A 23,637-nucleotide genomic window follows, 5' to 3' on the forward strand; every position below is an offset into this window, starting at 1 on the left:
CAAACCGCTTTTGAGGGACAGCCCGGCCCGGGGACGACTATCCTCCCGGGCCCCGGGATACGCCTTCCCCTCTCAGGGAAAAAGCTCACATGACCGCGTCCAGTCCGACCGCTTCGTCCTCGCTGATCGCCCTGCTCGAAGAACAGGCGGCGAGGAAGGGCGACCAGCGCCTCTACACCTTCCTCGACGAGTCGGGGGAGTCGGACGGGGGGATGAGCTACGAGGCGCTCTGCCAGCGCGCGCAGGACGTGGCCGCGGTGCTCCAGGACGCGGTGGCGCCGGGCGAGCGCGCGGTGCTGCTGTATCCGCCGGGCCTGGAGTACATCGTCGGCTTCTTCGGCTCGCTCTTCGCGGGGCTCATCCCCGTCCCGGCCTATCCGCCGGATCCCCGCCGGCTGGAGCGGACGCTGCCCCGGCTGCGGGCCATCATCCAGGACGCGCAGGCGACCGTCGTGCTCACCACGTCCGGCATCCTCGCGATGAGCGAGTTCCTCTTCGAGGCCGCACCGGCGCTCAAGGACCTGCGCTGGGTGGCCACCGACGAGCTCCCGGCCGGCGCACGGACGTCCTGGCGCAGGCCCGAGGCGGGGCCGGAGACCGTCGCGTTCCTGCAATACACGTCAGGCTCCACCAGCGCCCCCAAGGGGGTGATGCTGAGCCACGGCAACCTGCTCCACAACCTGCGGCTGATCAGTCAAGCCTTCCAGGCGCACGGCGACAGCTCCGGGGTCATCTGGCTGCCGCCGTACCACGACATGGGGCTCATCGGCGGCATCCTGGTGCCGCTGGCCCAGGGGTTCCATGCGGCGTTGATGTCACCGCTGTCCTTCCTCAAGGAGCCCCTGCGCTGGCTGGAGGCGGTGTCCCGTTTCCGGGGGACCATCAGCGGGGGGCCCAACTTCGCCTACGACCTCTGCGTGAAGAGGATCTCTCCGGAAGCGCGACAGCGCCTGGACCTGAGCCACTGGAACCTGGCGTTCTCCGGGGCCGAGCCCATCCGCCCCGAAACCCTGGACCGCTTCGTCGAGGCGTTCGGCCCGCAGGGCTTCCGCCGCGAGGCCTTCTATCCCTGCTACGGGCTCGCCGAGGCGACGCTCATCGTCTCCGGAGGCGACAAGGCGGTGGCGCCGCTGTTGCGCACCGTGGAGGCGCCGCGGCTCGAACGCAACGAGGTCGTGGAGACCGCGGCTGGACTACCGGGTTCGCGCACGCTGGTGGGCTGCGGCCAGACGCTGACGGATCAGCAGGTGTTCGTCGTCGACCCCGAGTCGCGCAGGCCCTGTCCCCCTGGAGCGGTGGGTGAGATCTGGGTCTCCGGCCCCAGCATCGCCCGCGGCTACTGGGGACGGCCGGAGCTGAGCGAGCAGACCTTCCAGGCCCGTCAGGCGGACGGGCACGGGCCGTTCCTGCGCACCGGGGACCTGGGCTTCCTCATGGACGGGGAGCTGTTCGTCACCGGCCGACGCAAGGACCTCATCATCCTGCGGGGCCGCAACCTCTACCCGCAGGACCTGGAGCTGACCGCGGAGCAGAGCCACCCCGCGCTGCGGCCGGGGTGTGGCGCGGCCTTCAGCGTGGAGGTGGACGGCGAGGAGCGGCTGGTGCTTGTGCAGGAGCTGGATTCGCGCCAGCAGGCGGATCCGGCGGAGGTCGCGGACGCGCTGCGACAGCGCCTGTCCGAGGAGCATCAGGTCCGGCTCGACACGCTGGTGCTCATCGAGCCCGGGAGCATCGCCAAGACCTCCAGCGGCAAGATCCAACGGCATGCCTGCAAGGAGGCATTCCTCGCCCACGAGCTGCGGGCCCTGCACACGTGGAGGCACTCGGATCCAGCACCGGCCGCGGCCCGGCGCGCGCCCCCGAAGCCGGCACCAGCCCCCGCACCCGCGTCCCTCCCGGCGAACGCCACGGCGGCGGCGCTCGAAGCGTGGCTGGTGGACCGGCTCGCCGAGCGGCTCCAGTTGGGCCGTGAGCACGTGGACCCGAACGTCCCCATCACCCGCCACGGGCTCGACTCGCTGGCGGCGATGGAGCTGTCGCACGTCATCGAGCAGACCCTGGGCGTGCCGCTCCCGATGGAGCTGCTGCTCCAGGGGCCCACCCTCTCCCAGCTCGCGTGGCAGTTGTTCACCCTGCGCGCGATGACGAAGCCGCCCGCGCCGCGGGTGGAACGCACGCCGCCACCTCGCGCCGTGCCGGTGGGACGGGAGCTGCCGTTGAGCTCCGCGCAGCAGCGGCTGTGGTTCCTCGAACAGCTGGAGCCCGGCGCCGCCCGCTACAACATCCCCGGCGCGCTGCGGCTGGAAGGCCCCCTGGACGTCGCGGCGTTGGAGCGGAGCTTCGAGCAGCTCATCCAGCGGCACGAAGCGCTGCGCACCACGTTCGAGGCGCGGGACGGGCAGCCGGTGCAGCGGGTGGCGGCCACCGCGCGGGCGCCGTTCGCGGTGGTGGACCTGGAGCCGGTGCCCGCCCTGGAGCGGTGGGAGACGGCCCGACGGCTGGCGGTGGAGGACGCGCGCCGGCCCTTCGCGCTGGAGCAGGGACCGCTGTTGCGCGTCACGCTGATCCGGCTGGAGCGGCAGGAGCACCTGCTGGTGGTGACGCTGCACCACCTGGTCTCCGATGGCTGGTCCATGGGCGTGCTCCTCCGCGAGCTGTCCGCGCTCTACGCGGCTGACGGATCCGGCCAGGCGCTGCCCGAGCCGTCCCTCCAGTTCGGGGACACCCTCCCCCCGCGTGAGGAGCTCCGGGCAGGGCTGACGGATCCGCGGCTCGCGTGGTGGCACGAGCGGCTCGCGGGGGCTCCGCTCGCGCTGGAGCTGCCCACCGACCGGCCTCGGCCGCCGGTGCAGACGCATCACGGCGCCACCTGGCCGGTGCGACTGCCCCGGGAGCTGTCCGGCGCCATCCGGGCCCTCTGCCATCGCGAGGGCGTCACGCCCTTCATGCTGCTGCTGGCGGCCTTCCAGACGCAGCTGCACCGCTACACGGGGCAGACCGACCTGTGCATGGGGACGGCCATCGCCGGTCGCAACCGCGCCGAGCTGCGCGACCTCATCGGCCTGTTCTTCAACCTCGTGGTGATGCGGACGGACCTGTCCGGCGACCCCTCCTTCCGGGTGCTGCTGGGTCGTGCGCGGGAGACGGCGCTGGGGGCCTATGCCCACCAGGAGGCGCCCTTCGATCAGGTGGTGGAGCTGCTGCGGCCCGAGCGCAGCCAGCGCCACTCCCCGCTGTTCCAGGTGCTGTTCGTCCTCCAGGGAGAGCCCGGCACCCCGCGGCTGCCCGGGCTGAAGTCGAGCCTGGTGGACGTGCACACCGGGACCTCGGCGTATGAGCTGAGCCTGCTCCTCAACGACACCGCGGAGGGGTTCACCGGCGCGCTCGAATACAACACCGACCTCTTCGACGCCGCGACCGCGGAGCGGATGGTGGGCCACCTGCACACGCTGCTGGAGGGGCTCGTCGCCGCGCCGGACCGGCGCCTGTCGGAGCTGCCGCTGCTGGCCGCGGCGGAGCGGCAACGGGTGCTGCGCGATTGGAATCAGACCGGGCTCCCCCACCGCGACGACGTCGACGTCCCGACGCTCTTCGAGGAGCAGGCGCGCCGCACGCCCGACGCGGTGGCGGTGTGCTTCCAGGACGCGTCGCTCACCTACCGCGAGCTCGACGCGCGGGCCTCGCGGGTGGCGGCGCGGCTCCAGGCGCTGGGCGTGGGACGCGAGGCCCGGGTGGGGCTGTGCGTGGAGCGCTCCCTGGACCTGATGGTGGGCCTGCTCGGGGTGCTGAAGGCGGGCGCGGCCTACGTGCCGCTGGATCCGTCGTATCCCCGGGAGCGGCTGGCGCTCGTGCTCGAGGACACGGGCGCGCCGGTGCTGGTGACCCAGCAGCACCTGCTGGAGGCGCTGCCCCACCCGGGCGCGGTGCTGCTGCTGGACGAGCCGGAGGCCCCTTCGGCGCGGGAGGTGTCCCGGCAGGCACCGACGCCGGAGTCCACCGCCTACGTCATCTACACGTCGGGCTCCACCGGACGCCCCAAGGGCGTGGCGGTGAACCACCGCAACGTCCTCAACTTCTTCGCGGCGATGGACGCCCGGCTGGAGGTCCCGGCCCCGGGCACCTGGCTCGCGGTGACGAGCATCTCCTTCGACATCTCCGTGCTGGAGCTGCTCTGGACGCTGGCCCGGGGCTTCACGGTGGTGGTGGCCCGGGAGGTGGTCGCGGAAGCACTGGCCGGGGAGATCCGCCGACACGGCGTGACCCACCTGCAGTGCACCCCGTCGCTGGCGCGGGCGCTGCTCCAGGAACCCTCCGCGCGACCGGCGCTCTCCACCCTGCGGCAGTGGTTGGTGGGAGGCGAGGCCCTGGATCCGTCGCTGGCGGTGGAGCTGGCGCGGACCGTGCCGTCGGCCCTGAATATGTACGGGCCCACCGAGACCACGGTGTGGTCCTCGGCGCACCGGCTGGTCACCGCCGACGGCTCGGTCCCCATCGGGACCCCGCTCGCGAACACCGCGCTCTACATCCTGAACGCGTCGCTGGAACCCTGCCCCGTGGGGGTCGCGGGCGAGCTGTACATCGGCGGCGCGGGCGTGGTGCGCGGCTATCTCCACCGACCGGAGCTGACCGCGGAGCGGTTCATCCCGGATCCGTTCGGCGGGAGCGCGGGCGCGCGGCTGTACCGCACCGGCGACCTGACGAGCTGGCGCGCGGATGGAACCGTGGAGTACCTGGGCCGCGGCGACCACCAGGTGAAGGTGCGCGGCTTCCGCATCGAGCTGGGGGAGATTGAAGCCGTGCTGGGCAGGCACCCGTCCGTGTCACAGGCGGTGGTCTCCGCGCGGGCGGACGCTGGCGGTGACAAGCAGTTGGTGGCGTACGTCGTCCCCGCGCGGGGAGAGGCGCTCGACGTGAGCACGCTGCGCGCCTTCGCGCAGCAGTCGCTGCCGGGCTACATGGTCCCCGGTGTCTTCGTCCGGTTGGACGCGTTCCCGCTGACGCCGAACGGAAAGGTCGACCGCAAGGCACTGCCCGCGCCGGACAGCGGCCGCATGGAACCGGCGGCGGCCTTCGTCGCGCCCCGGACCTCCACCGAGCAGCGGATCGCCGCCGCCTGGAGTGAGATCCTCGGCGTGGAGCGCGTGGGCCTGCACGCGAGCTTCTTCGAGCTGGGAGGGCACTCGCTGCTCGCCACCCAGGTCCTCTCCCGCATCCGCCACGGCTTCGGGGTGGAGCTGCCGCTGCGCGTCCTCTTCGAGCAACCCACCGTGGCGGGGCTCGCGGAGCACGTCGACGCGCTGCTCCTCCAGCAGCGAAGCCCCGGCGCCCCCGCGCTTCGCGCCGGCCCCCGTCCCGAGAAGCTCCCGCTGTCCTTCGCGCAGGAGCGACTCTGGCTCTTCGAGCAGCTCCACCCGGGCACCGCGACGTACAACATGCCCTGCGCGGTCCGCATGAGCGGGCGGCTCGACGTGGGCGCGCTCGAGCGCAGCCTGGAGGAGATCGAGCGCCGGCACGAGGCCCTGCGGACGGTGTTCCCCCTGGTGGACGCTGAGCCGGTGCAGGCGATCCTCCCGCCCCGGCCCCACACGGTTCCGGTCGTGGACCTCCGCGCGCTGCCGCAGCCGGAGCGCGAGGCGCGGGCCCGGGTCCTGATGCACGAGGAGGCGGCGGGTCCGTTCGACCTGGCGCGGGGGCCGCTGCTCCGCGCGGTCGTACTGCGGCTCGCGGAGGACGAGCACATCCTCTGCCTCACGCTGCACCACATCGTCGCGGACGGCTGGTCCGTGGGCGTGTTCGTGCGCGAGCTGGCGGCGATCCACGAGGCCTTCTCGCGCGGAGCGCCCTCGCCGCTGCGCGAGCTGCCGCTCCAGTACGCCGACTATGGCCTGTGGCAGCAGCGTTGGCTGGAGGGCGAGGTGCTCGAGCAGCAGCTCGGGTACTGGAAGCAGCGGCTGGACGGACTCCCTCGGCTCCAGCTGCGCACCCCGCTCGCGCGCTCCGGCCACGGCACGCGGACAGGAGAGGCACGGCGATTCCTCCTCCCCGCGGACCTGGTGGGCGAGCTCGAAGCGCTCGGCCGTCGTGAAGGCGCTTCGCTGTTCATGGTGCTGTTCTCGCTCTTCAACGTCCTCCTGCATCGCCACACCGGCCAGGAGGACCTGGCCGTCGGCACGGACATCGCGAACCGCAACCGGCTGGAGGTGGAGGCCCTCATCGGCCTCGTCACCAACCAGCTCGTGCTGCGCACCGACGTCTCGGGCGCCCCCACCTTCCGGGAGCTTCTCGGACAGGTGCGGCAGCGGGCACTGGAGGCGTACGAGCACCAGGACCTGCCCTTCGAGAAGGTCGTGCGCGCGCTCAAGACTGACCGGGACGACGCCGTGGGCCAGCCGCTGTTCCAGGTGAAGTTCGTGCTGGAGAACGCGCCGCTGCCCGCGCCACGGATGGCGGGGCTCCAGCTGACGCCGCTCGACTACGAGGGGAACGGCACCGCCAAGTGGGACTTCCTGCTGATGCTCGTCCCCGAGCAGGAGGGGCTGTCCGCCACGCTCGAGTACCGCACCGACCTCTTCGACTCGGACGACGCCGCGCGGCTGTGGGCGGGATACCTGAACCTGGCCAGGGCCGTGGTGCGGGAGCCCGGGCGGAAGGTGTCCGCGCTGCCGCTCCTCACCGATGAGGAACGGCGGCGCTTCGCCGAGTGGAACGCGACGCAAGCCGCGCACCCGCCCGACGCCAGCGTCCCGGCGCTCTTCGAGGCCTGGGCGGAGCAGACCCCGGACGCGGTGGCGGTGACGTTCGACGGCCAGCACGTGACGTACGCGGAGCTGAACCGCCGCGCCAACCAGGTCGCGCATCAGCTCAAGGCGATGGGGGCTACCGCCGGAGGGCGGATCGGCATCTGCCTGGAGCGCTCGGTGGAGCGGGTGGTGGGCCTGCTGGGCATCCTCAAGGCGGGGGCCTCCTACGTCCCGTTGGATCCGGCCTACCCGCAGGAGCGCCTGACCTTCGTGATGGAGGACGCGCGACTGGGATTGATCGTGAGCCAGTCGGAGCTCGCGGACCGCCTGCCGTCGCATTGGGCGCAGGTGCTGTGCCTGGACCTGGCCGAGCGCGAGCTTGCGCGCCGGCCCACGGACAACCCACCGGCCCGCGCGGGCGGTGACGCGGAGATCTACGTCCTCTACACCTCCGGCTCCACGGGCATGCCCAAGGGCGTCGTGGTCCCCCACCGGGGCGTGGTGCGACTCGTGCGCGAGGCCGGCTACGTCCGCCTGGGCACGGACGACCGCGTCCTGCACCTGGCGCCCCTGGCCTTCGACGCCTCCACCTTCGAAATCTGGGGTGCCCTCCTCAACGGCGGCCGGCTGATCATCTTCCCGGCGGAGCATCCCGCGTTGGAGGACATCGCCCGCGTGGTGGAGCAGGAGCGCGTCACCACGCTGTGGCTCACGGCGGGGTTGTTCCATCAGCTCATCGACGGACACCTCGACGGGCTGGACTCCGTACGACAACTGCTGGCGGGCGGAGACGTGCTGTCGCCTCAGCACGTGCTCAAGCTGATGGACCGCTACCCCGGGTGCCAGATCATCAACGGCTATGGCCCGACGGAGAACACGACCTTCACCTGCTGCTACCGGGTGGAGGCGCGGGAGGCGCTCCGCACGTCCGTGCCCATCGGGCACCCCATCTCCGAGACGCGGGTGTACCTGCTGGACGAGGCCCTGGAGCAGGTCCCGCTCGGGGCACCGGGAGAGTTGTTCGCCGCCGGGGCGGGCGTGGCGCTCGGCTACCTGAACCAGCCGGACCTCACGGCGGAGCGGTTCCTGCCGGATCCGTTCAGTGCGCAGCCCGGCGCGCGCATGTATCGCACGGGCGATCAGTGCCGGTACCGGAAGGACGGGGCGCTCGAGTTCATCGGGCGCAGGGATCAGCAGGTGAAGATCCGCGGCTTCCGCATCGAGCCCGGTGAGGTGGAGGCCGCGCTGGGACGGCACCCCTCGGTCGAGAAGGCCGTGGTTGTCGTGCGGGAGCTGGCCGGAGAGAAGGCGCTGGTGGCCTACGCGGTCCCCGTCGCGGGCGAGGTGTTGACGCTCGATGCGCTGCGCCTGTTCCTCACGGGGGTGCTGCCCGCGTTCATGATGCCGGCGGCGCTGGTCGTCCTGGACGCCCTGCCGCTCACCCCCAACGGCAAGGTGGACCGACGTGCCCTGCCCGAACCGGGTGGGGAGCGGCCCCGGCTCGCGGTCGCCTTCGCGGCGCCCCGCACACCGCGCGAGGAGATCCTGGCGGCGGTGTGGGCGGACGTCCTGGGCCTGGAGTCCGTCGGCAGCGATGACAACTTCTTCGCGCTGGGAGGCGATTCCCTCCGCAGCATCCAGATCGTCGCGAAGTGCCGGGCGCGCGGGCTCCCGCTCTCCATCGGGGAGCTACTCGAACACCCGACGGTGCGCGAGCTGGCGGAGCGGTTGGTGCCCGGTGACACCGAGCGGCCGGAGCCGGGCAGCACGCAGCCCTTCGCGCTCGTCTCTCCGCAGGAACGGGAGCGGCTGTCCGACGCGTTCGAGAACGCCTACCCGCTGTCGATGCTCCAGGCGGGGATGCTCTTCTCCAGCGAGTACAGCCTGGAGCGCGCGCTGTACCACGACGCGTTCAGCTTCCACCTCAAGCTCGCGCTGGACGAAGGCGCCTTCCGCGAGGCGCTGCGCTGGCTCGTCGCGCGCCATCCCGTGTTGCGCACGTCCTTCACGCTGACGGACTTCGACGAGCCCCTCCAGCGGGTGCACCGGACGGCGGACGTCCCGCTGCGGTTCGAGGACCTGCGGCACCTGGAGGCCCCCGCGCAGGCGGCGTTCCTGGCGCGCTGGTTGGAGGAGGAGCGCTGCCGGCCCTTCGCGTGGGACCGGGCGCCGCTGATGCGCTGCACGGTGCACCAGCGGACTGGGGAGACGGTGCAGTTCTCGGTGGTCTTCCACCACGCCATCCTGGACGGGTGGAGCGTGGCGTCGATGTTCACCGAGCTGTTCGGCCGGTACGTCATGGCCCCGGACGCGGCGGAGGAAGCGCCCGCGTTCGCCACGTCGTTCCAGGCCTTCATCGCGCTGGAGCGCGAGGCCGTGCGTTCGAAGGAGACGGGGCTCTACTTCGAGCGGTTGCTGGAGGACCTACCCCGCACGCGGCCCTACTGGTTGGAGGCCGGTCGCTCCGCGAGCGCGGACGTGCCCGCCTTCCACGAGCTGTGGATCGACGTCCCCGCGCCGATCCGGCAGGGGCTGACGCAGCTTGCGCGCACGCTGGCGGTCCCGTTCAAGAGCGTGCTGTTGGCCGCGCATCTGCGGGTGGTGGGATGGATCGAGGGCACGGCGGACGTGCTCACCGGCCTGGTGTCGAACGGGCGTCCCGAGGTCCACGATGGAGAGCGGGTCCTCGGCCTGTTCCTCAACACGCTGCCGCTGCGGCTTCCCCTGCCGGGTGGCACCTGGAGCGAGCTGGTCCAGGCCGCCTTCCAGCGGGAGCAGGAGCTGTCGCCCCACCGGCGCTACCCCATGGCGCTGTTGCAGCAGCAGCGGGGCGGCACGCCGCTGTTCACGACGCTCTTCAACTACGTCCACTTCCACGTCTACGGCGGCCTGTCCGGACTGGAGGGGCTGGAGCTGCTGGAGCCGCCGCAGGTGGTGGAGCGGCTGGAGCTGCCGCTCTCCGCGACCTTCAGCGCCCACCCGCTGACCTCGGAGCTGCAGTTGGTGTTGCGCGCCTCGGGGATGGCTGCGGCGCGCGTGGAGGAACTGGGCCGCTTCTACTCGCGCGCGCTGGAGTCCCTGGCGTTGAACCCCACGCAGCGCTACGAGCGGCACCCGCTGCTGAGCGGGCCCGAGCGCCAGCGGTTGCTCGTCGATTGGAACGGCCGGCACCGGGAGCTGCCTCGTGACGCCGGGGTCCACGAGGCCGTGCTCGCATGGGCGACGCGCACCCCGGATGCCATCGCGGTGGAGTTCGGGGATGCGCGGCTGACGTACGGCGAGCTAGAGCGCCGTGCCCGTTCGCTCGCGCATCACCTGCGGGCGTTGGGCGTGGGCACGGAGGTGTTGGTCGCGGTGTGCCTGGAGCGCTCGGTGGACATGGTGGTGGCGCTGCTCGCCATCCTCGAAGCGGGCGGCGCGTACCTGCCGCTCGACCCTGGCTATCCCCCGGAGCGCCTGGCGTTCATGATCGAGGACGCCGCGCCCGCGGTGCTCCTCACATGGGATCGGCTGGTGCCGCTGCTGCCCGCGCACGGTGTCCGGACGCTGTGCCTGGATTCGGCGCGCGACTCCCACGAGGCGGCGGAGCACACCTCCGGCGCCAGCGTGTCGGCGGACTCGCTCGCCTACGTCATCTACACCTCTGGCTCCACGGGACAGCCCAAGGGCGTGCAGGTCTCCCACGGCGCGCTCATGAACCACATGACGTGGTTCCTCGACGCCTTCGGCCTGGGCGCGGAGGATCGCGTCCTGCAGAAGACGCCGCTCAGCTTCGACGCCGCGGTCTGGGAGTGCTGGGCCTCGCTGATGTCGGGCGGACGGCTGGTGGTCGCCGAGCCCCAGGCGCACCGGGACGTGGCGGTGCTGGTGGACGCGGTGGTGCGGCACCAGGTGACGGCGCTCCAACTCGTCCCGTCGCAGCTGCGGGTGATGCTGGACGGCGACGCGCTGGCCCGCGCGACGAGCCTTCGCTGGCTGTTCTGCGGAGGCGAGGCGCTGGAGCCTGAGCTGGGCAGGCGCCTGCGTGCGCTGCTGCCGACGGTGGTGCTGATCAACCTGTACGGCCCCACGGAGGTCACCATCGACGCGACCTCCGCGCGGTTCCGCGACGAGGACTCGGGGGCGACGGTCCCGGTGGGCCGACCCATCGACAACATGCGGGCCTACGTCCTGGACGGCTGGCGGGAGCCCGTGCCCGCGGGCACGCCGGGAGAGCTCTACCTCGCGGGGAAGAGCGTGGCGCGCGGCTACCTGGGGCGGCCCGCGCTGAGCGCGGAGCGCTTCCTGCCCGACCCCTTCACGGACGAGCCCGGCAGCCGGATGTACCGCACGGGAGACCGGGCCCGGCACCTTCCGGACGGCTCGCTGGAGTACCTGGGCCGCGTCGACCTCCAGGTGAAGGTGCGTGGCTTCCGCATCGAACCCGGTGAGGTGGAAGCAGCGCTGCGTGCCCACCCGGGCGTGAAGGACACGGCGGTGGTGGTGCGCGACGACGGCACCGGTCCCCGGCTCGTCGGCTACTTCGTCGCGGATCCCGCGCCGAAGGCGGGCGACCTGCGGGCCTTCCTCGCGAAGAGGCTGCCGGAGCACCTGGTGCCGTCGGTCCTCGTCCGGCTGCCGGCGCTCCCGCTGACCCCCAGCGGGAAGCTGGATCGTCGCGCCCTGCCTCCGCCGGACGATGCGGCACGGGAGCTGGAGCGGCCCTACGTCGCCCCGCGCACGCCCACCGAGCAGGTGCTGGCGGGGCTCCAGGCGGAGCTGCTGCGCGTGGAGCGGGTGGGCCGGGACGGCCACTTCTTCGAGCTGGGAGGACACTCCCTGCTGGCCACGCGGCTCGCCTCGCGCATCCGCGCCACCTTCCAGGTGGAGCTGTCCGTGCGCGACGTCTTCGAGGCGCCCCTCCTGGAGCAGTTGGCCGGGCGCATCGACGCCCTCCGGGGCGCTGGCCGCAGGATGGTGCGGCCTGCCGCGATCCAACCCCTGGCCCGCACGGGGCCGCTGCCGCTGTCCTTCGCGCAGCAGCGCCTGTGGTTCCTGGATCAGCTCAAGCCCGGGGACGCCTCCTACAACCTCCCGGCCGCCCTGCGCCTGTCCGGAGCCCTGGACGTCGAAGCCCTGCGCCGCGCCTTCGAGGAGCTGGTGCGCCGCCACGAGCCCCTGCGCACGACGTTCCCCACCCTCCACGGCACGCCGCACCAGCGCATCCACCCGCCTCCGACCTGGAGCCTGCCGCGCGTGGACCTGACGCACCTGCCCGAGGACGCCCGCGAAACCGAGGCGCGCCAGCGGGCCTTGCAGGATGCGGAGCAGCCCTTCGCCCTGGCCGGGGGCCCGCTGCTGCGCACGCAGCTCCTGAAGCTGGACGCGCAGGAGCACGTGCTGCTCGTGTGCATGCACCACATCGTCTCCGACGGCTGGTCCATGGGCGTGCTGGTGCGTGAGATCGCCGCGCTCTACCCGGCCTTCCTGCGGGGGCAGCCGTCTCCGCTGCCCGAGTTGCCCGTGCAGTACGTCGACTACGCGGGGTGGCAGCAGCAGGTGCTGCACGGGGAGGTGCTGGAGCAGCAGGTGTCGTACTGGAAGCAGCAGCTCGCGGGCGCGCCCGCCCTGCTGACGTTGCCCACGGACTTCGTGCGTCCGGCGGTGGGTTCGAACCGTGGCGCCAGCATCCCGTTGAAGCTGGGGCGTGAGCTGAGCCAGTCCCTGGGAGCGCTGGCCCGACAAGAGGGCGTGACGCCCTTCATGCTGCTGCTGGCGGCGTGGCAGGTGTTGCTGGCGCGCTATGCGGGCCAGGACGACGTGAGCGTGGGTTCACCCATCGCGGGCCGCACGCGGGCGGAGACGGAAGGCCTGATCGGCTTCTTCGTCAACACGCTGGTGCTGCGCGTGAGGCTGGAAGGCGACCCCGCGTTCGCTCAGGTGCTCCGGCAGGTGCGTGAGACGACGCTGGGCGCGTACGCGCACCAGGAGGTGCCGTTCGAGAAGCTGGTGGAAGCGCTCCAGCCGGAACGGAGCCTGAGCCACGCGCCGCTGTTCCAGGTGGTGTTCGCGATGCAGGAGGACGTGCTGCCCGACCTCCGGCTGCCCGAGCTGCAATTGACGCCGCGGGAGGATCAGGGGCGCACGGCGAAGTTCGACCTGACGCTGGCCCTCAAGGAAACGGCGGAGGGTCTGGAGGGCGTGCTCGAGTACAGCGTGGACCTCTTCGAGCGCGCCTCCATGGAGCTGCTCGCGGGCCACTTCGCTTCGCTGCTCCAGGGGATTGCCGCCAACCCATACCGGCCGCTGAGTCAGCTGCCGCCTGAAGCGCCCTTGCAGTTGCCGGCGCTCCGGCAACAGGCCCCTTCCGCCGCTCCCGCTCCGGCGGCGTTCGTCGCGCCTCGCACGCCGATGGAAGAGACGCTCGCCGCGCTCTGGGCTGAAGTCCTCGACGTGCCGGCCCCGGGCATCCACGACAACTTCTTCCAGCTTGGGGGCGCTTCGCTCACCTCCGTCCTCATGCTCGCGCGTGTGCAGGAGGCGCTGGGCACGGACATCCCGCTGGAGCGCTTCTTCGAAGCTCCCTCCATCGCCGCGCTCGCTGCTGCCCTTGAGTCCGCACCTGCTGCGCAGCAGGGCTCGCACGCGCCGAAGCTGATCCGTCAGCCGCGTGAAGGCGTGCTGCCGCTGTCCTTCGCGCAGCAGCGCCTGTGGTTCCTGGATCAGCTCAAGCCCGGCGACTTCTCCTACAACATCCCCGCCGCGCTCCGACTCTCCGGCTCACTGGACACCGAGGCCCTGCGTCGCGCCTTCGAGGGGGTGGTGCACCGCCACGAGTCGCTGCGCACGACCTTCACCACGCACCAGGGCGCGCCCCAGCAGCTCATCCACCCACCCGCTTCCTGGGCGCTGCCCCTCGTGGATCTGTCCACGCTTCCCGCCGAGCACCGCGAAGCCCAGGCCATGGAACTCGCCGTGCGCGAAGCACGGACGCCCTTCGTCCTGAGCACGGGCCCGCTGCTGCGCACGCAGCTCCTGAAGCTCTCCGCTTCCGAGCACCTGCTGCTCGTGTGCATGCACCACATCGTCTCCGACGGTTGGTCCATCGGCGTCCTCGTGCAGGAGGTGGCCGCCCTCTACGCCGCCTTCCTCCAGGGCCAGCCTTCACCGCTGACCGAATTGCCCGTGCAGTACGCGGACTACGCCGTCTGGCAGCGGCAGTGGCTCCAGGGTGATGCCCTCCAGGCCCAGCTCGACTACTGGCACCAGCGTCTGCAGGGCGCGCCCACCCTCGCGCTTCCCACCGACAAGCCCCGTCCCTCGCTGCGCAGCCATCGCGGTGCCACCCTCTCCTTCGCGCTCCCTTCGCACCTCACCGGCGTGCTGCACACCCTGGCCCAGGACTCCGGCGCCACCCTCTTCATGGTGCTGCTGGCCGCCTTCCAGACGCTCCTGGCCCGCTACTCCGGCCAGGACGACATCTCCGTCGGCTCTCCCATCGCCAACCGCACCCGACAGGAGACCGAGCCGCTCATCGGCTTCTTCGTCAACACCCTCGTCCTCCGCTCCAGGCTGGACGGTGATCCTCTCTTCTCGCAGCTCCTGGCCCGCGTGAAGGAGTCCGCGCTCAGCGCCTACGCCCACCAGGATGTCCCGTTCGAGCAACTGGTTGAAGCCCTCGGCGTCGCTCGTGACCTGAGCCGCTCACCGCTCTTCCAGGTGGCCTTCTCCCTTCAGAGCACCTCCACCCAGCCGCCCATGTTGCCGGGCCTGCGGGTAGAGACCCTCGACACCCAGACGGGCACGGCCAAGTTCGACCTGTCCCTGTTCCTCGCGGAGGACGCGGGCGTGTTGAGCGCCCAGCTCGAATATTGTGTGGACCTCTTCGAGCACGCCTCCATGGAGCGCTTCGCGGGCCACTTCGTCTCGCTGCTCCAGGGCATCGCCGCCAACCCGCACCGGCCCCTGAGCCAGCTGCCGCCCGAAGTGCCCTTGCAGCTACCAGCGCTCCGGCAGGAAGCCCCCACCGAGGCTCCCGCTCCCACGGCCTTCGTCGCGCCCCGCACGCCGATGGAGGAGACGCTCGCCGCGCTCTGGACCGAAGTGCTCGACGTGCCCGCGCCGGGCGTCCACGACAACTTCTTCCAGCTCGGAGGCACCTCCCTCTCCTCCGTCCTCATGCTCGCGCGCGTGCAGGAGGCGCTGGGCACGGACATCCCGCTGGAGCGCTTCTTCGAAGCCCCCTCCATCGCCGCCCTCGCCGCCGTCCTCGAGTCCGTCCCGGAGCAGGCGTCGCAGGTCCGGACGCCGCCACTGATCCGCCAGCCCCGTGAAGGCGCGCTGCCGCTGTCCTTCGCGCAGCAGCGCCTGTGGTTCCTGGATCAGCTCAAGCCGGACGACGCCTCCTACAACATCCCCGTTCCGTTGCGCCTGTCCGGGGCCCTGGACGTCGAAGCCCTGCGCCGCGCCTTCGAGGAAGTGCTGCGCCGTCACGAGTCGCTGCGCACCGTCTTCCCCTCCCTGCATGGCGAACCCCACCAACGCATCCAGCCCGCGTCGGAGTGGGACCTGTCGCAGGTGGACCTGACGGCCATGCCCGCGGAGGCCCGCGAGGCCGAGGCACGCGAACGCGCCGAGCAGGAAGCACGGCGGCCCTTCCACCTGGCCAGCGGCCCGCTGTTGCGCACCGTGCTGCTGAAGCTGGAGGAGCGCGAACACGTGCTGCTGGTGACGATGCACCACATCGTCTCCGACGGCTGGTCCATGGGCGTGCTGGTGCGCGAGATCGCCGCGCTCTACTCGGCCTTCCTGCAGGGGCGACCGTCGCCCCTGCCGGAGCTGGCCGTGCAGTACGCCGACTACGCCGTCTGGCAGCGCCAGCGGATGCAGGGAGACCTGCTGGACACCCAGCTCGCCTACTGGCGCACGGAGCTGGACGGGGCACCGGCCCTGCTGGAGCTGCCAACGGACAGGCCTCGCCCGGCGGTGCTCACGTTCCGGGGCGCACGGCACCAGGATCACCTTCCCCCGGAGGTGATGAAGCCCCTGCACGCCCTCGCCGAGCAGGAGAAGGCCACGCCCTACATGGTGCTGCTGGCGGCGTTCCAGGTGCTGTTGTCGCGCTACAGCGGCCAGGACGACATCAGCGTGGGCTCTCCCATTTCGGGCCGCACCCGCCCCGAGATGGAGCCGCTCGTCGGCCTCTTCGTCAACACGCTCGTGATGCGGGGACACGTGGACGCGCGGGCCAGCTTCCGCGAGCACCTGCGGCGGACCCGCGACTCCGCGCTCAAGGCCTACTCGCACCAGGAGGTCCCCTTCGAGCGCCTCGTGGAGGAGCTCAACCCCGAGCGCAGCCTGGGCCACACGCCGTTGTTCCAGGTGATGCTGGTCATGCAGAACCAGCCCCAGGCCCGGCTGGAGGCACAGGGCCTGAAGATCCAGGCAATGGAGGTCGACAACGCGCTCACCAAGTTCGACCTCACCCTGGCGCTCCACGAGGATCCCGCGGGCCTGAGCGCCGCGGCGGACTACAACGCCGAACTGTTTGAAGCGCCCTTCGCGCACCGGCTGCTAGGGCATCTGCGCGGAATGCTCCTGGCGGTCGGAGCGATGCCGGACGCCCCGCTGTCCCAGCTCACGCTGCTCACCGACGCTGAGCGCCACCGGCTGCTGGTGGAGTGGAACACGCCCCGGCGCGAAGCCCTGCCCGACGCGACGCTGTCGCAGCTCTTTGAAGTGCAGGCCCGGCGCACCCCCGATGCCCAGGCCGTCACCTGCGGCGAGGCCCACCTCTCCTTCCGCGAACTGGACGTGCGCGCCAACCAGCTTGCCCACCGCTTGCGCTCTCTCGGCATCGGGCCCGATGCGCCCGTCGTCCTCTGCCTGGAGCGCTCCGTCGAAGCCCTCGTCGCCATCCTCGGCACCCTCAAGGCGGGCGGCGCCTATGTGCCCGTGGATCCGTCCTACCCGCGTGAATGGAAGGAGTTCGTCCTTCGCGACACGCAGGCCCGCGTCCTCCTCACCCAGCGGCACCTGCTCGGCGCGCTGTTTGAGGGCCCTCACGTCCTCTGCCTGGGCGCCGACGGTGATTCCTTGGCGAGCGAAAGCACCGACGCGCCCGTGCCGCTCGCGGGCCCCGACAACCTCGCCTACGTCATCTACACCTCCGGCTCCACCGGCCGCCCCAAGGGCGTGATGATCCAGCACCGCTCCGTGCTGCATCTGCGCCAGGCGCTCGCATCCACCGTCTACGCCGGCACCACGGGTCCCCTGCGCGTCAGCGTCAACGCGCCGCTCTCCTTCGATGCTTCCGTCAAGCAACTCCTTCAGGTGCTCGACGGCCACACGCTCTGCTTCGTGCTCGAAGAGGAGCGTGGCGACATTTCGCTCATGCTTCGCCGCATCGAGCAGGAGCGGCTGGACGTCCTCGACTGCTCTCCGGCCCACCTGCGTCTGCTGCTCGCCGAAGGCTTGCTCCAGCGTCCTGGCCTGCACCTGCAACGCGTCCTTGTCGGCGGTGAGGCCGTGGATGCCGCCACCTGGAAGCAGCTGGCTCAGTCGCCGCGCGTCCGCTTCTTCAACGTCTACGGCCCCACCGAGTGCACCGTCGACGCTTCCACCTGCGATGCCTCCTCTTCTCCCGACGCGCCCAGCATTGGCCGGCCGCTTCCTGGCGTCCCCGTCTACGTGCTCGATGCGCACCTGCGGCCCGTGCCCGTCGGCATTCCGGGGGAGCTTTTCATCGGCGGCCTCCAGGTCGCGCGTGGCTACCTCCACCGTCCCGACCTCTCCGCTGAGCGCTTCCTCCCGGACGCCTTCAGCACCACGCCGGGCGCTCGCATGTACCGCACCGGCGACCTCGTCCGCTGGGGCGAAGACGGCCAGCTCGACTACCTGCACCGCATTGATTCGCAGGTGAAGGTGCGTGGTTTCCGCATCGAGTTGGGCGAGGTGGAAGCCGTCCTCCTCCAGCACCCCGCGCTGAAGGAGGCCGTCGTCCTTGCTCGCCAGGACGTGCCCGGCGACTCCCGCCTCGTCGCCTATGTCGTCGCGAATGCCGAGTCACCGTCCCTGGAGGCACTGCGCGACTTCGTGCGCGAGCACCTGCCCCAGCACATGGTGCCGTCCGCCTTCGTGGTGCTGGAGCGGCTGCCGCTCACCTCCAACGGCAAGGTGAACCGCCGCGCCCTGCCCGCGCCCAGCGCCCTCGGCAGCGATGAAGCCACCTTCATCGCCCCGAGGACCGATGTTGAAGCGCAACTCGCCGCCATCTGGGCTCGCGTGCTGCGCGTCGAGCGTGTGGGGGCGCGCGACAACTTCTTCGGGCTCGGTGGCCATTCATTGCTGGCGACCCAGGCCCTCTCGCAGCTCCGTTCCACCTTCCAGGTGGAGCTGCCATTGCGTGCCTTCTTCGAAGCCCCCACGCTCGAAGCCCTCGCGGCCCGCATCGCACAGGTCCGTGCTGTCTCCGGGCACGAAGGACAGAGCCCACGCCACGGGCCGCCTCTCACGCGTCAGCCCCGTGAAGGCGCGCTGCCGCTGTCCTTCGCGCAGCAGCGCCTGTGGTTCCTGGATCAGCTCAAGCCGGGGGATGCGTCCTACAACATCCCCGCGCTCATCCGCATTGAAGGGGCCCTGGACACGGCGGCCTTCGAGAAGGCGCTCGCACACCTGTGCCTGCGGCATGAATCGCTCCGCACCCGCTTCGTGTCGACCGACGCGGGGCCGGTCCAGATCATCTCCGAGCTTGTCCCGCCGCTTGCGCGCATCGACCTTCGAGCACTGCCCGAGAGCGCCCGCGCCGCCGAGGTCCAGCGCATCGCCGCCGAGGAAGCGCAGCGGCCCTTCGATCTGGCGAAGGGCCCTCTGCTTCGCATGACGCTGATGGTGCTGGGAGACCGGGAGCACGTGCTGCTCGCCACCCTGCACCACATCATCTCCGACGGCTGGTCCGCCGGAATCATGGTCCGCGAGTTGGTGGCGCTCTACCAGGACGTCGCGGCCCACCGGCCCCCCTCACTGCCGGAGCTTCCGGTGCAATACGCCGACTACGCCCTCTGGCAGCGGCAGTGGCTGCAAGGCGAAGTGCTGGATGCGCAGCTCGACTACTGGCGCCAGCAGCTCGATGGGATCCCGGCCTTGCTGGAGCTGCCGACGGACAGACCTCGTCCGGCGGTGCTCGACTTCCGCGGCGCCACCGTCCACGACCACTTCCCGCGAGAGGTCACGGCTCCGCTCTTCGCGCTGGCCCTCCAGGAGCAGGCCACGCCCTTCATGGCGCTGCTGGCCGTCTTCCAGCTGCTGCTGTCCCGCTATAGCGGCCAGGACGACGTGTCCGTCGGCTCGCCCATCTCCGGCCGCACCCGGCAGGAGATGGAGCCGCTCATCGGCTTCTTCGTCAACACGCTCGTCCTGCGCGGGCGCATCGATCCGGACACCACCTTCCGCCAGTGGTTGCGCCAGACGAGCGACACCGCGCTGGGTGCCTACTCCCACCAGGAGCTGCCGTTCGAACGACTCGTGGAGGAGCTCAACCCTCAGCGCAGCCTCGCGCATACGCCGCTCTTCCAGGTGATGCTGGTGCTGCAGAATCAGCCGCGCGGCACGCTGGAGCTGCCCGGGCTCGACTTCCACGTCCAGGGGCTGGACAGCCGTGCCACCAAGTTCGACCTCACCCTGCAACTGGGTGAAGACGACACCGGGCTCGCGGCCACCGTGAGCTACAACGCCGAGCTCTTCGACGCGGGCACCCTGACGCGGATGCTGAAGCACCTGAAGACGCTCCTCGTTGCCGCCGCCAGCCAGCCCGATGTTCCCCTCTCCCAGCTCACGCTGCTCACCGACGCCGAGCGCCACCGACTGCTGGTGGAGTGGAACACGCCCCGGCGCGAAGCCCTGCCCGATGCGACGCTGTCTCAGCTCTTCGAAGCGCAGGCCCGGCGCACCCCCGACGCCCAGGCCGTCACCTGCGGCGAGGCCCACCTCTCCTTCCGCGAGCTGGACGCGCGCGCCAACCAGCTCGCCCACCGCCTGCGCTCCCTGGGCATCGGGCCCGACGCGCCCGTCGTCCTCTGCCTGGAGCGCTCCGTCGAAGCCCTCGTCGCCATCCTCGGCACGCTCAAGGCGGGCGGCGCCTACGTGCCCGTGGACCCGTCCTACCCACGTGAGTGGAAGGAGTTCGTCCTTCGCGACACGCAGGCCCGCGTCCTCCTCACCCAGCGGCACCTGCTCGGCGCGCTGCCCGAGGGCCCTCACGTCCTCTGCCTGGGCGCCGACGGCGATTCCTTCGCGCGCGAAAGCACCGACGCGCCCGTGCCGCTCGCGGGCCCCGACAACCTCGCCTACGTCATCTACACCTCTGGCTCCACCGGCCGCCCTAAGGGCGTGATGATTCAGCACCGCTCCGTGCTGCATCTGCGCCAGGCGCTCGCGTCCACCGTCTATGCCGGCACCAGCGGTCCCCTGCGCGTCAGCATCAACGCGCCGCTCTCCTTCGACGCCTCCGTCAAACAACTCCTCCAGGTGCTCGACGGCCACACGCTCTGCTTCGTGCTCGAAGAGGAGCGTGGCGACATTTCGCTCATGCTTCGCCGCATCGAGCAGGAGCGGCTGGACGTCCTCGACTGCTCTCCGGCCCACCTGCGCCTGCTGCTTTCCGAAGGGCTGCTCCAGCGTCCCGGCCTGCGACTGCAACGCGTCCTCGTCGGTGGTGAGGCCGTGGATGCTGCCACCTGGAAGCAGCTAGCCCAGTCCCCGCGCGTCCGCTTCTTCAACGTCTACGGCCCCACTGAGTGCACCGTCGACGCCTCCACCTGCGACGCCGCCGCTTCTCCCGACGCGCCCAGCATCGGCCGACCGCTTCCTGGCGTCCCCGTCTACGTGCTCGATGCCCACCTGCGGCCCGTGCCCGTTGGCATTCCGGGGGAGCTCTTCATCGGTGGCCTCCAGGTCGCGCGTGGCTACCTCCACCGGCCCGACCTCTCCGCTGAACGCTTCCTCCCGGACGCCTTCAGCACCACGCCGGGCGCTCGCATGTACCGCACCGGCGACCTCGTCCGCTGGGGCGAAGACGGCCAGCTCGACTACCTGCACCGCATCGATTCGCAGGTGAAGGTGCGCGGCTTCCGCATCGAGTTGGGCGAGGTGGAAGCGGTCCTCCTCCAGCACCCCGCGCTGAAGGAGGCCGTCGTCCTCGCCCGCCAGGATGTGCCCGGCGACTCCCGCCTCGTCGCCTATGTCGTCGCGAATGCCGAGTCGCCGTCCCTGGAGGCACTGCGCGACTTCATGCGCCAGCACCTGCCCCAGCACATGGTGCCTTCCGCCTTCGTGGTGCTGGAGCGGCTGCCGCTCACCTCCAACGGCAAGGTGAACCGCCGAGCCCTGCCCGCGCCCAGTGCCCTCGGCAGTGACGAAGCCTCCTTCATCGCCCCGAGGACCGATGTTGAAGCGCAACTCGCCGCCATCTGGGCGCGCGTGCTGCGAGTCGAGCGTGTGGGCGCGCGCGACAACTTCTTCGGGCTCGGCGGCCATTCATTGCTGGCGACCCAGGCCCTCTCGCAGCTTCGCTCCACCTTCCAGGTGGAACTGCCGCTGCGTGCCTTCTTCGAGGCCCCGACGCTCGAAGCCCTCGCGGCCCGCATCGCGCAGGTCCGTGCTGTCTCCGGGATGGAAGGACAGAGCCCACGCCACGGGCCGCCCCTCACCCGTCAGCCCCGTGAAGGCGCGCTGCCGCTGTCCTTCGCGCAGCAGCGCCTGTGGTTCCTGGATCAGCTCAAGCCCGGCGACTACTCCTACAACATCCCCGCCGCCCTTCGGCTCTCCGGTTCACTGGACACCGAGGCCCTGCGTCGCGCCTTCGAGGAAGTGGTGCACCGCCACGAGTCGCTGCGCACGACCTTCGCCACGCACCAGGGCGCGCCCCAGCAACTCGTCCATCCGCCCGCCTCCTGGGCGCTGCCCCTCGTGGACCTGTCCACGCTTCCGGCCGAGCACCGCGAAGCCCAGGCCATGGAACTCGCCGTGCGCGAGGCACGGACGCCCTTCGCACTGAGCACCGGTCCACTCCTTCGCACGCAGCTCTTGAAGCTCTCCGCTTCCGAGCACCTGCTGCTCGTGTGCATGCACCACATCGTCTCCGACGGTTGGTCCATCGGCGTCCTCGTGCAGGAGGTGGCCGCCCTCTACGCCGCCTTCCTCCAGGGCCAGCCTTCACCGCTGCCCCAGCTGCCCGTGCAGTACGCCGACTTCGCCGTCTGGCAGCGACAGTGGCTCCAGGGTGATGCCCTCCAGGCCCAGCTCGACTACTGGCACCAGCGGCTGCAAGGCGCGCCCACCCTCGCGCTTCCCACCGACAAGCCTCGCCCCTCGCTGCGCAGCCACCGCGGCGCCACCCTCTCCTTCGCCCTCCCCTCGCACCTCACTGGCGCGCTGCACGCCCTGGCCCAGGACTCCGGCTCCACCCTCTTCATGGTGCTGCTGGCTGCCTTCCAGACGCTCCTGGCTCGCTACTCCGGCCAGGACGACATCTCCGTCGGCTCTCCCATCGCCAACCGCACCCGACAGGAGACCGAGCCCCTCATCGGCTTCTTCGTCAACACCCTCGTCCTTCGCTCCAAGCTGGACGCAGACCCCCTCTTCACCGAACTCCTCGCCCGCGTGAAGGAGTCCGCTCTCAGCGCGTACGCCCACCAGGACGTCCCTTTCGAGCAGCTGGTCGAAGCCCTCGGCGTCGCCCGTGACTTGAGCCGCTCACCGCTCTTCCAGGTGGCCTTCTCCTATCAAAGCGCTCCCACCCAGCCGCCCTCGCTGCCGGGCCTTCACGTCGAAGGCCTCTCCGCCAAGACGGGCACCGCCAAGTTCGACCTCTCACTCTTCGTCACCGAAAGCGCAGGCGTGCTGCACGGCCAACTCGAATACTGCGTGGACCTCTTCGAGCACGGCTCCATGGAGCGCTTCGCGGGCCACTTCGCCTCACTGATCCAGGGCATCGCCGCCAACCCGCATCGCCCCCTGAGCCAGCTGCCGCCGGAAGCGCCCCTGCAGTTGCCGCTGCTCCAGCAACAGGCCCCCACCACCGGTTCGGCTCCGGCGGCGTTCGTCGCGCCCCGCACGCCGATGGAAGAGACGCTCGCCGCAATCTGGACCGAAGTGCTCGACGTGCCCGCGCCGGGCATCCACGACAACTTCTTCCAGCTCGGAGGCGCCTCGCTCACCTCCGTCCTCATGCTCGCGCGTGTGCAGGAGGCACTCGGCACGGACATCCCGCTGGAGCGCTTCTTCGAAGCTCCTTCCATCGCCGCGCTCGCTGCTGCCCTGGAGTCCGCACCCGCTGCGCAGCAGGGTGCCCACGCGCCGAAGCTGGTCCGTCAGCCCCGTGAAGGCGCATTGCCGCTGTCCTTCGCGCAGCAACGCCTGTGGTTCTTGGATCAGCTCAAGCCCGGTGATTTCTCCTACAACATCCCCGCCGCGCTCCGACTCTCCGGCTCACTGAACACCGAGGCCCTGCGTCGCGCCTTCGAGGAAGTGGTGTACCGGCATGAGGCCCTGCGCACCACGTTCCCCACGCACCAGGGTGCGCCCCAGCAGCTCATCCACCCGCCCGCTTCCTGGGCACTGCCCCTCGTGGACCTGTCCACGCTGCCCACCGAGCAGCGCGAAGCGCAGGCCATGGAACTGGCCGTGCGCGAGGCACGGACGCCCTTCGTCCTGAGCACGGGCCCGCTCCTGCGGACCCGCCTCTTGAAGCTGGATGTGCAGGAGCACCTGCTGCTCGTGTGCATGCACCACATCGTCTCCGACGGTTGGTCCATCGGTGTCCTCGTGCAGGAGGTGGCCGCCCTCTACGCCGCCTTCCTCCAGGGCCAGCCTTCACCGCTGCCGCAGCTTCCCGTGCAATACGCCGACTACGCCGTCTGGC

At 71.0% G+C, this 23,637-nt stretch carries 1 protein-coding gene; it reads left to right on the forward strand.

Annotation, left to right across the window (positions count from 1 at the left end; translation table 11 throughout):
* Positions 1 to 89: 89 nt before the first annotated feature.
* Positions 90 to 23,637 (forward strand): non-ribosomal peptide synthase/polyketide synthase (locus D7V97_RS09930; protein WP_120610373.1); only part of this gene is annotated, 23,548 nt, incomplete at its 3' end.

The organism is Corallococcus sp. CA053C (genome assembly GCF_003611675.1).
Taxonomy (GTDB): domain Bacteria; phylum Myxococcota; class Myxococcia; order Myxococcales; family Myxococcaceae; genus Corallococcus.